13 protein-coding genes are annotated in these 14,363 nt (G+C 67.7%); 7 read left to right on the forward strand and 6 right to left on the reverse strand.

Going from position 1 to position 14,363, the window contains the following annotated elements; genetic code table 11:
* Positions 1-29: 29 nt before the first annotated feature.
* Entirely contained in the window at positions 30-1,211 is a 1,182-nt protein-coding gene (locus tag ACFVTD_RS07245) for a sensor histidine kinase (RefSeq protein WP_387560208.1), read from the reverse strand.
* A gap of 214 nt (positions 1,212-1,425) precedes the next feature.
* On the opposite strand from ACFVTD_RS07245, the gene ACFVTD_RS07250 reads away from it, so the two are divergent.
* Both ACFVTD_RS07250 and ACFVTD_RS07255 read left to right on the forward strand, forming a co-directional pair.
* Entirely contained in the window at positions 1,426-1,806 is a 381-nt protein-coding gene (locus ACFVTD_RS07250) for a DUF485 domain-containing protein (protein WP_387560211.1), read from the forward strand.
* Positions 1,803-3,419, forward strand: coding sequence for a cation acetate symporter (locus ACFVTD_RS07255; RefSeq protein WP_387560214.1), 1,617 nt, complete (start codon positions 1,803-1,805; stop codon positions 3,417-3,419). Before ACFVTD_RS07250 ends, ACFVTD_RS07255 begins: the two co-directional genes overlap by 4 nt.
* A 129-nt stretch (positions 3,420-3,548) precedes the next feature.
* Here ACFVTD_RS07255 and ACFVTD_RS07260 read toward each other — a convergent pair whose 3' ends face one another.
* The 4 genes from ACFVTD_RS07260 to ACFVTD_RS07275 all read right to left on the reverse strand — a co-directional run bounded on the left by ACFVTD_RS07260 (position 3,549) and on the right by ACFVTD_RS07275 (position 5,913).
* Entirely contained in the window at positions 3,549-4,154 is a 606-nt protein-coding gene (locus ACFVTD_RS07260; protein WP_387560217.1) for a hypothetical protein, read from the reverse strand.
* A gap of 16 nt (positions 4,155-4,170) precedes the next feature.
* Positions 4,171-4,575, reverse strand: a complete 405-nt coding sequence (locus ACFVTD_RS07265) for a DUF4383 domain-containing protein (protein WP_387560220.1) — start codon at positions 4,573-4,575, stop codon at positions 4,171-4,173.
* A gap of 146 nt (positions 4,576-4,721) precedes the next feature.
* Positions 4,722-5,303, reverse strand: coding sequence for a hypothetical protein (locus ACFVTD_RS07270; RefSeq protein ID WP_387560223.1), 582 nt, complete (start codon positions 5,301-5,303; stop codon positions 4,722-4,724).
* Positions 5,304-5,439: 136 nt separating this feature from the next.
* Entirely contained in the window at positions 5,440-5,913 is a 474-nt protein-coding gene (locus ACFVTD_RS07275; protein WP_387560226.1) for an Lrp/AsnC family transcriptional regulator, read from the reverse strand.
* A gap of 193 nt (positions 5,914-6,106) precedes the next feature.
* Here ACFVTD_RS07275 and pdhA point away from each other — a divergent pair, with 193 nt between their 5' ends.
* Genes pdhA through ACFVTD_RS07290 form a run of 3 tightly spaced genes read left to right on the forward strand, consistent with a single transcriptional unit; the run spans position 6,107 to position 9,659 of the window.
* Positions 6,107-7,276, forward strand: coding sequence for a pyruvate dehydrogenase (acetyl-transferring) E1 component subunit alpha (gene pdhA, locus ACFVTD_RS07280; RefSeq protein WP_387560228.1), 1,170 nt, complete (start codon positions 6,107-6,109; stop codon positions 7,274-7,276).
* On the forward strand, positions 7,276-8,286 hold the full coding sequence (locus ACFVTD_RS07285) for an alpha-ketoacid dehydrogenase subunit beta (RefSeq protein WP_387560231.1): 1,011 nt from the start codon (positions 7,276-7,278) through the stop codon (positions 8,284-8,286). Before pdhA ends, ACFVTD_RS07285 begins: the two co-directional genes overlap by 1 nt.
* On the forward strand, positions 8,283-9,659 hold the full coding sequence (locus tag ACFVTD_RS07290; RefSeq protein WP_387560234.1) for a dihydrolipoamide acetyltransferase family protein: 1,377 nt from the start codon (positions 8,283-8,285) through the stop codon (positions 9,657-9,659). Before ACFVTD_RS07285 ends, ACFVTD_RS07290 begins: the two co-directional genes overlap by 4 nt.
* Before the next feature lie 96 nt (positions 9,660-9,755).
* Here ACFVTD_RS07290 and ACFVTD_RS07295 read toward each other — a convergent pair whose 3' ends face one another.
* Positions 9,756-10,394 (reverse strand): TetR/AcrR family transcriptional regulator, encoded by a 639-nt coding sequence (locus ACFVTD_RS07295; protein ID WP_387560237.1) that lies wholly within the window; start codon positions 10,392-10,394, stop codon positions 9,756-9,758.
* 147 nt (positions 10,395-10,541) lie between these two features.
* Here ACFVTD_RS07295 and ACFVTD_RS07300 point away from each other — a divergent pair, with 147 nt between their 5' ends.
* Positions 10,542-12,149 carry a carboxyl transferase domain-containing protein gene (locus tag ACFVTD_RS07300; protein WP_387560240.1) on the forward strand — a complete coding sequence of 536 codons (1,608 nt, stop codon included), beginning with the start codon at positions 10,542-10,544 and terminating at the stop codon, positions 12,147-12,149.
* 7 nt (positions 12,150-12,156) lie between these two features.
* Complete coding sequence (locus ACFVTD_RS07305) at positions 12,157-14,361, forward strand: acetyl/propionyl/methylcrotonyl-CoA carboxylase subunit alpha (protein ID WP_387560243.1); 2,205 nt, start codon at positions 12,157-12,159, stop codon at positions 14,359-14,361.
* Positions 14,362-14,363 lie beyond the last annotated feature (2 nt).

Here is a 14,363-nt window from a genome sequence, read left to right on the forward strand (position 1 = left end):
TCCTAGGTTACTTCCAGCGGCAGGCGGCCTCATGCATCGTGCCCGGGCTGGGACTTCGGGACCCGCATGGTGATCAGCGTTCCCTCGCCCGGCGCCGTTTCCACCACCAGCCCGTGGTCGTTGCCGTACACCTGGCGCAGGCGCGCATCCACGTTCCGCAGCCCCACGTGGTCCCCGTCTGTATGGCCCGCCAGCATGGACCGCAGCTGCTCCGGATCCATCCCCACGCCGTCGTCCTCGATGGTGACCTCGGCGAACGCCCCCGCGTCCTCGGCCGTGATGGTGATGTGCCCCGGGCCCTCCTTGGCCTCGAGCCCGTGCCGGACGGCGTTTTCAACCAGCGGCTGCAGGCTGAGGAACGGAATGACGGTGCCCAGCACTTCCGGGGCTACCAGGAGGCTGACCTGGACGCGCTCGCCGAACCGGGCCCGCTCCAGGAGCAGGTAGCGGTCAATGCAGCGGAGCTCCTCGGCGAGGGTGGTGAAGTCGCCGTGCCGCCGGAAGGAGTAGCGGGTGAAATCCGCGAATTCCACCACCAGTTCCCGGGCCCGTTCCGGATCGGTATTGATGAAGGAGGCGATGGCATTGAGCGAGTTGTAGATGAAGTGCGGGCTGATCTGGGCCCGCAGCGCCCGGACCTCCGCTTCCATGAGGAGCGTCCGGGAGGCGTCCAGTTCGGCAAGTTCCACCTGGACCGCCACCCAGTCGGCCACTTCCCCCGTTGCCCTGACCAGGCCTGCCCCGGCGGACGGTGCAAAGGCTGCCACCGCGCCCACCACACGGGTGCCGGCGCGTACCGGGGCGATGACGCCGGCAAGCTGGCCACCGGTTCCCTCCGTCCCCGCGGAGAGTACTGTTGTCCGGCCGGATGCCAGGACATCCGCTGCGAGTTCCATCAGGCGCGGCCGGATGTCCTCAGCACCCCCGTCCCAGGCCAGGACGCCGGACGTGTCGGTGATGGCCAGTGCATCGCAGGCGAGGAGGGTCCGCAGCTGGCGGCTGGCTTTCGCGGCGCCGGCGGGATTCAGGCCGCGCCGCAGGTGCTGCCCGGCCTGGGAGGCGGCGTGGAGCGTATGGTACGTGGCGCGCTCTGCGTCGGTGCCCAGCTCCCGGAACGAGCGGAGCACCTTCAGGCCCACGCCGACGACGACGGCAATGGCCATGGCGATCACTGCAACGGCCGCGGCGGTGAGGAGGGGGGAGTCCGGCATGGTGCCCAGCGTAGCGGCGGGTGCCGCTTGCCGCAGCATCGCAGCCGTTGAGCGACGGCGGGCGGCCAAGTGCTGGAACAGGGCCACGGCAGGGCGGCACAGTGATTGGTGTCACATCTGCGGTGCCCCCGCGTGGTGCTGCCGGCCAGGGACCCTGTCCGGCAGTCCGGGGCTCTCCGCCCGGTGTGTTCCGGCAACTCAATGAGGAGGAACGATGGGTAACGATGCCCATACTCCGGACGCAGCGGCGTCCGTGGACTTCGAGCAGGTCCAGTCGACCGGGCAGTTCCAGGAATTGCGCAAGCGTCACCGCAGCTTTGTCTTCCCCATGGCAGTGGCCTTCCTGCTGTGGTACTTCGCCTACGTCCTGCTCGCCGACTACGCGGTGGGCTTCATGTCCACCAAGGTCTGGGGCAACATCAACGTCGGACTGATCCTGGGCCTGCTCCAGTTCGTGTCGACGTTCGCCATCACCGGCTGGTACGTCCACTACTCCAACAAGCGGCTGGACCCCATTGCTTCGGAGATCAGACACGAGATCGAGGGCCACGAATTCGACAAGAACCCGAACCGAGTGGGCGGAGCCAACAAATGATCGCAATACCCGCTGCGGTGGATGTCGCCGCGCTCAAGGACACCACCCTCCTGAACATGGGCATCTTCGGCCTGTTCGTGGCCGTGACCATGGTGATCGTGCTGCGTGCCAGCAGGAACAACAAGACCGCCGCTGACTACTACGCCGCCGGACGCTCGTTCACCGGCTCGCAAAACGGCACCGCCATCGCAGGCGACTACCTGTCCGCGGCATCCTTCCTGGGCATCACCGGCGCCATCGCCATCAACGGCTACGACGGGTTCATGTACTCCATCGGGTTCCTGGTGGCCTGGCTGGTGGCTCTGCTGCTGGTGGCCGAACTGCTGCGCAACACCGGCAAGTTCACCATGGCAGACGTACTGTCCTTCCGGCTCAAGCAGCGCCCGGTCCGGATCGCCGCCGCCATCTCCACCCTCGCGGTCTGCTTCTTCTACCTGCTGGCCCAAATGGCCGGCGCAGGAAGTCTGATCTCCCTCCTGCTGGGCATCAGCGACTGGGGCGGACAGGCACTGGTGATCATCGTCGTCGGCGCCCTCATGATCATGTATGTCCTGATCGGCGGCATGAAGGGCACCACCTGGGTCCAGATCATCAAGGCCATGCTGCTGATCGCAGGCGCCGCAGTGATGACCCTCTGGGTCCTGGCCATCTACGGTTTCAACCTCTCGGCCCTGCTGGGCGGTGCTGTGGAAACCGCCAACAATCCGGCAGTCCTCAACCCGGGCCTGCAGTACGGCAAGACCGAAACTTCCAAGCTGGACTTCATGTCCCTGGGCCTGGCCCTGGTGCTCGGCACGGCCGCCCTGCCGCACGTGCTGATGCGCTTCTACACCGTCCCCACGGCCAAGGAAGCGCGCAAGTCCGTCGTCTGGTCCATCTGGCTGATCGGCCTGTTCTACCTGTTCACCCTGGTGCTCGGCTACGGTGCAGCCGCCCTGGTGGGGGCAGACACCATCAAGTCCGCACCCGGCGGCGTGAATGCTGCCGCCCCGCTCCTGGCCTTCCACCTGGGCGGCCCGCTGCTGCTCGGCTTCATCTCGGCTGTCGCGTTCGCCACCATCCTGGCCGTCGTGGCAGGCCTGACCATCACGGCGGCAGCATCCTTTGCGCATGACATTTACGCCAACGTCATCGCCAAGGGCAAGGCCGACGCCGCCACGGAAGTCCGCGTGGCCCGGCGCACCGTGGTGGTCATCGGCGTCCTGGCCATCCTGGGTGGCATCTTCGCCAACGGCCAGAACGTGGCCTTCCTGGTGGCGCTGGCCTTCGCCGTCGCCGCGTCGGCGAACCTGCCCACCATCATCTACTCGCTGTTCTGGCGGAAGTTCACCACCCAGGGCGCGGTGTGGAGCATGTACGGCGGCCTGGCCTCGGCGATCCTGCTCATAGTCTTCTCCCCGGTGGTATCGGGGCTGAAGACCTCCATGATCCCCGGGGCAAACTTCGCCCTCTTCCCGCTCAGCAACCCGGGCATCGTCTCCATCCCGCTGGCCTTCTTCCTGGGCTGGCTGGGGACAACCCTGGACAAGAAGCGGGAGGACGCATCGAAGCAGGCCGAGATGGAAGTCCGCTCACTGACCGGCATCGGTGCCGAAAAGGCGGTGGACCACTAGGCCGGCGCCCCAAACAGGGAGCACAACGTCCAGCTCCGGACCTGTTCCGGCGCAACGCCAAGAGCCTCCGGCCGCGGACTGCGGCCGGAGGCTCTTTCGTTGGGGCCCCGGTAGGTTTCCCGCGGGCGGTCAGCGCTGGTGGTGGCCGCCGGGCGCCAGGTTCCCGTGTCCACCGTGGGGCACGGCGTACTGGCCGGCCGTCGAGGCGGCGAGGCCCGGCGTCGTAATGCCAGCCACCAGCACGGCGCCGGCGAACGCTGCCAGCAACAGCCTCCCCGGCCGCATGCCGGGCCCTGCCGGCTGCCGCCCGTCCTGCCGGGAACTGTGCCGCTGGAGCCAGCTGAGCGAGGCGATGATCATCAGCGTCAGCAGAAGCGCCGATAGCTGCGTGAGGCTGAGCCCCGAGGTGATGGGGTTGGGGAATGCGATGGCGGCCAGGTGGGCGGCGGCTGCGGCTGCGAGGGCGTACCGCGTCCACCGGTTGCCGGCCAGCCGGTCTTTTGCCAGGAAGGCCACGGATCCGGCCAGCAGCGCGGTGCCCCATAGCCCGGCCACCGCGCTAGCAAGGAGCGCTGCTGGTCCATGGGAACCCGCTGCGAGGAAGCTGGCGGAGATGGCCAGGTTGACCGAGCCTGCCCCGAAGCCGGCAAACCCGGTGACCAGGCGGACCCAGGAACCCGTGGACTTCACCGTCATCGGGTGGGCGGGCGGTGCCGCCGGCCGGATCGGAGCCATGCCGGACCTTGGCATGCTAGGCCCGGGCAGCGGCCGGGGACTTGTCCAGGGACAGGCCCACGCCGAGGAGGAGCACGGCGCTGGCGAGGTGGAGGACATTGTCGGCACCGTTCAGGGCGATGATGTTCAGCGGCGAATTCAGCAGGAACAGCCCCACGATGCCGACCAGCAAGTAGACGGCACCGACGGCGGAGTTCACGGTGCGCGCGCTGTCAATCCCGCGGAGCCCGGCGAAGAGCAGTGCGGCGCCGATGGCCAGGTGGATCACGTTGTGCAGCGGGTTCACCTCGAAGATGATGAGGTTCGCGCCCTCCGTGGCCACGAAACGGACCCCGGACGTCACGGCGAAGCCCAAGAGGCCCACCAGCAGGTAGACGGCTCCGAAAACGGAGGCGACGAGGCGGTTGGGTGAATTGCGCATGGCCCGAATCCTTTCTTCAGGGCGGGTGGATTGTCCCGCCGGATGCGGCCCCCGGATGGGGCCCTCGGAAGCGATTCGGATCATTGCCGCGGTCGGATGGGTAAAAAAATCAGTACGCTTTCCTTTTTCCGTCCTTCTGGTCCGCGCTAGGCCGCAGGCCGCAGCTTAATGTTGGTCATCAGCAGTTTGTCGGTGCCCTGGAACCGATAGGCGAGGTCCACCTTCTTGCCCGCGCAGCTGATCTGTCCCACCACCTCGGCGGACTTGACGCCGTTCTCGGTGGCCACCTTGAGGTCGTTGTACGCGGGCTTGCAGGAACTGTCCATTTCCAGGCTCTGCACGCCGGAAATGAAAGCCTCCTTGGAAAGCTGCTTCTGCAGGGCAGGGTCAAGGTATTGGTCGTAGGCGCCCGAGGTATCGCCGGCAATCACCTTCTTGGTGAAGTCGTCGGCCAGGCCCCGGGCCTGGTTCGTGGCGCTGCCCACCACATTCACCAGGATTACGACGCCGAGGATCACCAGGAGCAGCACCCCGCCAATGCTGCCCAGGATGATCCAGAGCCTCCGGCGGCTCCTCGGCGGTGGTGGTTCCCCTGGGAGGCCGAACGGCGCCGGCCGGGACGGCATCGGGGGCAACCCCTGTGGGGTGGACCCGGCCTGGCCCTGCGGGTGCGGGTCCTCGGGACTGCCCGGACCGTGGGAACTGCCCGGACCGTGGGAACTGCTCAAAGGGGGAGCCTTTCGTCGAACAGGCGCTGCGGCGCCGGCTAAGTGGCCCGGACCTTCCCGGCCCGGCGCATGACTGGGACCAGCCTATAACTCCGCCCGCCGGCGTCGTCCTTGTTGCTGCGGCCCGACGCTGCCGCTACCCGGCTTCGGAGCCCCGGTCCAGCAGCGGCTGCACCCTGAAGGGGATCAATTCGCCCATGGCCAGGGCCGTGTCCGCCCGCTCCACGCCGTCGCAGGCCAGGATCTTGCCGTTGATGCGGAAGAGGTCCTCGGCGTCTTTGGCCACCACGCGCAGCAGCAGGTCTGCCGAACCCGTCAGCCCGTAACCCTCAAGGACCTCGGGGATTGCGGCGATTTCCCCTGCCAGCCGCCCGAGCTTCTGCTGCTGCACGTGGACCGAAATGAAGGCCATGAGCGGATAGCCCAGGGCTGCCGGGTTGAGGCGCCGCTCGAAGGACAGGAAGACGTGCTTCTTTTCCAGCTGCGCCATGCGCGCCTGGACGGTATTGCGGGACAGCCCCAGCTTCTGCGCGAGGGCTACCACGGTCCGGCGGGGGTCCTGCGCCAACGCCGCCAGCAGCCGGGTGTCAGTGCCATCCAAAGCTCGCATAATGCGCAACGCTAGCACGGTGCAGCGGACCCGGACAGGGCACATTGCTCAGTAATGGCAGCAGTGGTTGTACCTCCTGGCTGTTGTGAGTAGGGTCACAGTATCTGGGGCAATGACGCCCGGAAGGCCGGTGGCGGCAGGAGCCAAAAGCCCCAAAACCACAGGTCAACGACGTTCGAAGGTTGCGGCAATCGTGTCTACAGACCAAACGGGCCATAGCGGCGCAAGTACCCCCGGCAACGCAGGAAATGCTGGCGTGACCGGGCCGGAGTTCCTCCAGCTGATCACCCCGGGCGGTGAGCGGATCAGCCACCCGGAGTTCGATTTCTGGGTCAGGGACATCACCGACGACCAACTGTGCTCCCTCTTCGAGGACATGACCGTCATCCGGCGGATCGATGTTGAGGCCACGGCGCTGCAGCGGCAGGGTGAGCTTGCCCTCTGGCCCCCGCTCCTGGGGCAGGAAGCAGCCCAGATCGGCTCCGGGCGGTCACTGCGCGCCGACGATTTCGTGTTCTCCAGCTATCGCGAGAACGGCGTGGCCTACTGCCGCGGCGTGGACCTGACGGACCTCCTCCGGGTCTGGCGCGGCAACGCTTCCGGCGGCTGGGACCCGTACAGCATCAATATGGCCACTCCGCAGATCATCATCGGCGCCCAGACCCTGCATGCCACCGGCTACGCCATGGGCATCCAGAACGACGGTGCCGATGCCGTGGCCGTCACCTACTTTGGCGACGGTGCCACCAGCGAGGGCGACGTCAACGAGGCCATGGTATTCGCGGCCAGCTTCCAGGCGCCGGTGGTGTTCTTCTGCACCAACAACCACTGGGCCATCTCGGAGCCCGTGCGCCTGCAGTCGCACATCCAGCTCGCGGACCGGGCCGCCGGATTCGGCATCCCCAACCTCCGGGTGGACGGTAATGACGTCCTGGCGGTCATGGCTGCCACCAGGCTGGCCCTGGACCGGGCGCGGCGCGGCGGCGGCCCCACCTTCATCGAAGCCGTCACCTACCGCATGGGCCCGCACACCACCGCCGACGATCCCACCCGCTACCGTGACGCCAACGAGTTGGAGGACTGGGCCGCCAAGGACCCCATTTCCCGGCTGGCCGGCCTGCTGGAACGGAAGGGGCTGCTGACCGCGGAGCTGCAGCAGCAGGTGAAGGACAAAGCCGACACGGTGGCAGCGCAAATGCGCCGTGGATGCACCACCATGCCCGAGCCCCTGCCCATGGACATCTTCAAGCATGTCTACAGCACGCCCAATTCCTCGCTGGAGCGCCAGCAGGACCACTACGCCAGGTATTTGGCTTCCTTCGGTGATCCCGCAGGAGCCGTTTCAGAAGAAGGTGCCCGCTGATGACCCAGTTAACCTTTGCCCGCGCCATCAACGCCGGGCTCCGGAAGTCCCTTGAAAACGACTCCAAGGTGGTCCTCCTTGGGGAAGACATCGGCGCCCTGGGCGGCGTCTTCCGGGTGACGGACGGGCTGCAGAAGGACTTCGGCACCCACCGGGTGGTGGACACCCCCCTGGCCGAGTCCGCCATCGTGGGAACCGCCGTCGGCCTGGCCTACCGCGGCTACCGGCCCGTGGTTGAAATCCAGTTCGACGGGTTCATCTACCCCGCGTTCGACCAGATCGTCAGTCAGGTGGCCAAGCTGCACTACCGCACCCGCGGGGCAGTCAAGATGCCCATCACCATCAGGGTCCCGTTCGGCGGCGGTATCGGTTCACCGGAGCACCATTCCGAGTCCCCGGAAGCCTATTTCGCCCACACCTCAGGGCTGCGCGTGGTGACCGTTGCCAACCCGCAGGACGCCTACACCGTCATCCAGCAGGCCATTGCCTGTGACGATCCCGTCCTGTACTTCGAGCCCAAGCGCCGCTACCACGACAAAGGCGAGGTGGACGAAAACACGGATCCCGCCTCGGCCCTGCCCATGGACAAGGCGCGGGTGCTGACCGACGGCAGCGACGTCACGCTGGTGGCCTACGGGCCCCTGGTCAAGACAGCGCTGGACGCGGCCTCCGCGGCAGCGGACGAGGGCATCGCCATCGAAGTCATCGACCTCCGCTCGCTGGCGCCCGTGGACTACGAGCCCGTGGTGGCGTCCGTGCGGAAGACCGGACGCCTGGTGGTCACGCACGAGGCAGGGCAGTCCGGCGGGCTCGGCGCGGAAGTGGCGGCCAGCATCACCGAACGGTGCTTCTACCACCTTGAGGCGGCACCGGTACGCGTCACGGGTTTCGACATCCCCTACCCGTACTCCAAGCTGGAAATGCACCACCTGCCGGGCCTGGACCGCATCCTGGACGGCGTGGACCGTGCCCTGGGCCGCCCCAATTCCCTGAGCGGACTGGAAGGATGACCGCCACCATGATCAAGGAATTCCGGCTCCCGGACCTGGGCGAGGGACTCACAGAATCCGAAATCCTCAGCTGGAAAGTGGACGTTGGCGACACCGTCAGCCTGAACCAGGTCATCGCCGAAGTGGAGACCGCCAAGGCCGTGGTGGAGCTTCCCTCGCCGTTCGCCGGGGTCATCAAGGAACTTCACGAACAGCCCGGCTCCGTGGTGGAGGTGGGCAAGCCGATTGTCTCCTTTGAGGTGGCGGACGACGCCGGCGCCCCACCTTCGGTGCCGGCCGGCACCCCGGGCGCGGGGTCAGCGGAGACCGTGGCGGAGACGCCGAAAAGGGAACCCAACCTCGTGGGGTACGGCGCCGTCGTCGAAGGTTCCGGGCGCCCCACGCGCCGGGCGCGGAACTTTGCCCCGGTGGTGGAGCCGGTCGAAACCAGGCCAGCCGAACCCCGGCCCCCGGTGGTGGAGCCGGTCGAAACCAGGCCAGCCGAACGTCCACGGTCCACGCCTCCTGTCCGCAAGCTGGCCAAGGACCTGGGGCTGGACCTCGCGCAGGTTCCGGGCACCGGTCCCGGCGGCCTCATCACGCGGGAGGACGTTCAGGAGTTTTCCGGCCACGCCGAACAACCGGCCACGCAGCAGCGGGGAGCCGTATCCCCGGCTGGTGCCCGGCCGGGGGAGCGGGAGACCCGCACGCCCATCAAGGGGGTGCGCAAGCACACCGCCGCCGCCATGGTGCAGAGCGCCTTCACCGCGCCCCATGCCACCGAGTTCCTCACGGTGGACGTCACGCCGAGCCTTGAACTCCTGGCCAAACTCAAGACCAGCAGGGAATTCGCCGGTATCAAGCTCACCCCGTTGACGCTGGCCGCCAAAGCCCTGCTGATCGCGCTGGGGCGGAACCCGGCGCTGAACTCCCGCTGGGACGAAGAGAACCAGGAGATCGTCACCTTCAACTACGTGAACCTGGGCATCGCCGCCGCCACGCCCCGCGGGCTCACGGTTCCGAACATCAAGGACGCCGACGCCCTGCCGTTCCCGCGGCTGGCGCAGGAGCTCACGGCGCTTGCCGAAACCGCGCGGGCGGGCAAGACCACGCCTGCGGAGCTCTCCGGCGGAACGATCTCCATAACCAACATCGGCGTCTTCGGCATCGACGCCGGCACGCCCATCCTCAACCCGGGGGAGGCGGCGATCCTTGGCCTCGGGGCTGTCCGGACCATGCCATGGGAATACCGCGGTGAGGTGGCGCTGCGCCAGGTGCTCACGCTGAGCCTGTCCTTCGACCACCGCCTGGTGGACGGGGAACAGGGTTCCCGGTTCCTGGCGGACGTGGGAGCCATCCTGGCCGAGCCCGGCATGGTGCTCACCATGGTCTAGCGGAGTCCGTATTACCGGCCCCGGCCCGCACAAGCGGTGCTGCCCGGGGCCGGTTGTGCGGCCGGCGGCCGTTGGTGTCCCGGATGCGGGGTTGGGTCAGGCCGCGGGCACCGTCAGGGCGGCCATGGCCATGGCCTCCAGGAGGGGCCGGGCGGTCCTTGAGGCCATCCTGCGCCCATGGCTGCGGACGGAGTGCGGGGTGGAATTGATGAGCCCGAACGTGGCGTGTGCCCGCATCCGCAGGTCCGAAACGTCGGTATCGGGATGGATCCGCGCCAGCACGTCCACCCAGATTTCCACATAGCTGCGCTGCAGGGCGCGCACCGCGGACTGGTCCTGCTCCGACAGATTGGGAAGGTCCCGGTCCTGCACCCTGATGACGTCCGGCTTGCCGAGTGCGAAGTTGACCTGGAACTCCACCAGCTCCCGCAGCGCAGCCATGGGGTCGGCCGTGCGCTCCACGACCTGCCGGCCGCCGTCGAGCAGTTCCTGGCTTACGGTGACCAGCAGGTCGGCCAGGACTGCCTGCTTGCCGGAAAAGTGGCGGTACACGGCAGGTCCGCTGACACCTGCTGCCGCGCCCAGGTCTTCGAGCGAAACCCGGTTGAAGCCATTGGCCGCGAACAGGGCGGCGGCGGCGGAGAGCAGCGCCTGCCGCCGGTTCTCCTTGGCCTTGCCGCGCTGGGTGGTGGGCGCCTGGGCGGCAGGGGCCGGCTGCGCGGTATTGCTGGACACTTTTCCTCCTTGGACCGTCCCAGAGTCTAGCAATGCGATGCTGTGTTGGACATCACAGTTAATCGAGACTAACCTGAATTTCAGTTATTAGTCACTAACCGAGTTGGCCTTTATGGCCGCCCGGACCCACTTTAGGACGGAGCGTCGATGGAGACCCTGGCCACCCGGCTCGACCCGGCAAGCGAGTCCTTCCGTGCCAATCGGGAGGAGCAGTCATCGCTCGCGGGGGAGCTGCGGAAGAAGCTGGCGGATGCTGCATTGGGCGGCCCCCAGAAGTCGCGGGACCGCCACGTGGCCAGGGGCAAGCTGCTGCCGCGGGATCGGATCGACCAGCTGCTGGACGACGGCAGCCCTTTCCTGGAAATCGCCCCGCTCGCCGCCAATGGCATGTATGGCGACGATGCTCCCGGCGCCGGAGTCATCGCCGGGATCGGTCTGGTGCACGGCCGGCAGGTGCTGGTCATCTCCAACGACGCCACCGTCAAGGGCGGAACCTACTACCCCATGACGGTGAAGAAGCACCTCCGCGCCCAGGAGATCGCCCTGGAAAACCGGCTGCCCTGCATCTACCTGGTCGATTCGGGCGGGGCCTTCCTGCCCATGCAGGACGAGGTCTTCCCGGACAAGGAGCACTTTGGCCGGATCTTCTACAACCAGGCACGCCTCTCCGCCGCCAAGATTCCGCAGCTCGCCGCCGTCATGGGGTCCTGCACCGCCGGCGGCGCCTACGTCCCCGCCATGAGCGATGAAACCGTCATTGTCCGGAACCAGGGCACCATCTTCCTGGGCGGGCCCCCGCTGGTAAAGGCAGCCATCGGGGAAATCGTGACCGCTGAGGAACTGGGCGGGGGCGAGGTGCACTCGAAAATCTCCGGGGTCACCGACCACCTGGCGGAAAATGACGAACACGCCCTCCAGATCATCAGGGACATCGTTGCCACCCTCCCGCCCCCGGCCGCGCCGGCCTGGCAGGTGGAATCCGCCGTCGAACCCGCCGTGGACCCGGAAGGGCTCTACGGCGCCGTGCCCACGGACGTCAACGCGCCCTACGACGTCCACGAGGTCATTGCCCGGTTGGTGGACGGCAGCAAGTTCCACGAGTTCAAGAAGGACTACGGGAGCACCCTGGTTACGGGATTTGCCCGCATTGACGGACACCCCGTAGGGATTGTGGCCAACAACGGCGTGCTGTTCAGCGAGTCCTCGCTCAAGGGTGCGCATTTCATTGAACTGTGCGACCAGCGCGGCGTCCCGCTGCTCTTCCTGCAGAACATCTCCGGCTTCATGGTGGGCAGGGACGCCGAGCAGGGCGGCATCGCCAAGAACGGCGCCAAGATGGTGACAGCCGTCGCCACGGCCCGCGTGCCCAAGCTGACGGTGGTCATTGGCGGCTCCTTCGGCGCGGGAAACTACTCCATGTGCGGCCGGGCCTATTCGCCGCGTTTCCTGTGGATGTGGCCCGCGGCCAGGATCTCCGTGATGGGCGGCAACCAGGCAGCCAGCGTGCTGGCCACCGTAAAACGGGACCAGTACGAAGCGGCCGGCGAGGACTGGGCCGCCGGGGACGAGGAAGCCTTCAAGGCGCCCATCCGCCGGCAGTACGAGGACCAGGGCAGTCCCTACTACTCAACTGCCCGGCTGTGGGATGACGGTGTCATTGACCCCGCCGATACCCGCACCGTCCTGGGCCTGGCGCTCGACGTCGTCTCCCGCACCCCCTTGCCGGAGACTTCCTTCGGCCTCTTCCGGATGTGAGCCAGCAATGACCATGCAGACCAATACCGCAACGCAGCGGTACGCCACAGTCACAGCGGCCGCCGGGGCCGGCAGCGCCGAGACTCCCGGCGCACCCCTCTTCACCACCGTCCTGGTGGCCAACCGGGGGGAAATTGCCTGCCGCGTCATCCGCACACTGCGCGCCCTGGGAATCCGTTCGGTGGCCGTTTACAGCGATGCCGACGCCGGCGCCCGCCACGTCCGTGAAGCCGACACGTCCGTGCGCATCGGCCCGGCGGCGGCAACGGAAAGCTACCTCAGCGTCGACGCCATCCTGGAAGCCTGCCGGCAGTCCGGCGCGGAAGCGGTCCACCCCGGCTACGGCTTCCTGAGCGAGAACGCGGACTTCGCCCGTGCGCTCGCGGAGGCCGGCATTGCCTTCATCGGTCCGGGCGTGGACGCGTTGAACGTCATGGGTGACAAGATCCGCGCCAAGAACCACGTGGCAGGCCACTCCGTGCCAGTAGTCCCCGGGATCGCCAGGCCGGGCATGACGGACAGTGAGCTCGAGGAAGCGGCCGGCGCCGTCGGCTACCCGCTGCTCATCAAGCCCTCCGCCGGCGGCGGCGGCAAAGGCATGCACGTGGTGGAGAAGGCGGCTGACCTGCCCGCCGCCCTGGCCACGGCCCGCCGGGTCGCCGCCGCCGCATTCGGGGATGACACCCTGTTCCTGGAGCGGCTGGTGACCACCCCGCGGCATATCGAGGTCCAGGTACTGGCGGACGCCCACGGCAACGTCATCCACCTGGGGGAACGCGAATGCTCGCTGCAGCGGCGGCACCAGAAGGTCATCGAGGAAGCCCCGTCGCCCCTGCTGGAGGGCCTGCCCAACGGTGCGGACGTCCGTGCCCGGATCGGCGAGGCAGCCTGCAACGCCGCCCGCAGCGTGGACTACACCGGCGCCGGAACCGTGGAGTTCCTGGTCTCGGACGACGCGCCGGACGAGTTCTTCTTCATGGAGATGAACACCCGGCTGCAGGTGGAGCACCCCGTCACGGAAATGGTGACGGGCATCGACCTGGTGGAGTGGCAGGTACGGATCGCCGCCGGTGAGCCCCTCACCATCCGGCAGGCCGATGTCGGGCTTTCCGGCCACGCTGTGGAGGCACGCGTCTACGCCGAGGTGCCGGAGAAGAACTTCCTTCCCTCCACCGGTACGGTGCTCCAGTTGGACGAATTGTCCCCGGGTGCGGACGGCCGGGTGCGGGTGGATTCCTCGCTGGTGGAAGGACTGGAGCTCTCCGCCAACTACGACCCCATGATTTCCAAAGTCATCGCCTGGGGCGGAGACCGTGCGGAAGCCTTGGAAACCCTGGACAAGGCACTGGCGGGCTACACGGCCCTGGGCATCGAGACCAACGTCGAGTACCTGCGGCTCCTGCTGGGCGATGCCGACGTCCGGGCCGGGCGACTGGACACCGGGCTGATCGAACGGAAGATGCCGGCGCTGGAATTCAGGCGCCTCAGCGATCACGAGCTGGTGGCCGCCGCGCTGTACAGCCTCACTATGGAGGCGCAGAACACCCCCGCACCAGCGTCCGGCCCCTGGCACGGCCGGAGCGGCTGGCGGCTGGGGGCGCTGGCGCCCCGCCGGATCAGTCTGGGAACGCCCGACGGCGGGGTGGCCACCGTGCTGGTCAGCGGCAGCCCCGGCGGGGGACAGGCCGCAACGGTAGCGGTCGACCGCGGCCCGCGGCAGGCAGCGTCGCTGCGCCTGGCGGAAGACGGCAGCGCAGTCCTTACCCTCGGCGGGGCAGCCCGGGAGTACCGGGTGGCCGCACCCCCCGGACAGCCCACGCAGCTTTTCCTCGGCAGCGGCGGCTGGTCCTGCCGGCTGGAGCTCCTCAACCGCGAGGCACGGCTGGAACGGGTCCTCGCAGCCGTCCAGCGCCAAGAAGGCGCCGCCGATCCGGAAGTGCGCTCGCCGATGACCGGAACAGTGGTGGCTGTGCCCGTCAGCGACGGAGATGCGGTGGAGGCGGGGGCGGTCCTGGTGTCCGTTGAGGCCATGAAGATGGAACACCACCTGGTAGCCCCCCTGGCCGGCACCGTCCATCTCACCGCCCGTACCGGCGACCTTGTCAGGGCTGATCAAATCCTGGCCACCATCCACCCCACGGATGCGGAACCCGCACACACCGACGCGGACACCGTTACAGACGAAGCTGCAGAACAAGGCGAAGGAGCCTGACC

Source organism: Pseudarthrobacter sp. NPDC058119, assembly GCF_042884655.1.
GTDB lineage: Bacteria > Actinomycetota > Actinomycetes > Actinomycetales > Micrococcaceae > Arthrobacter.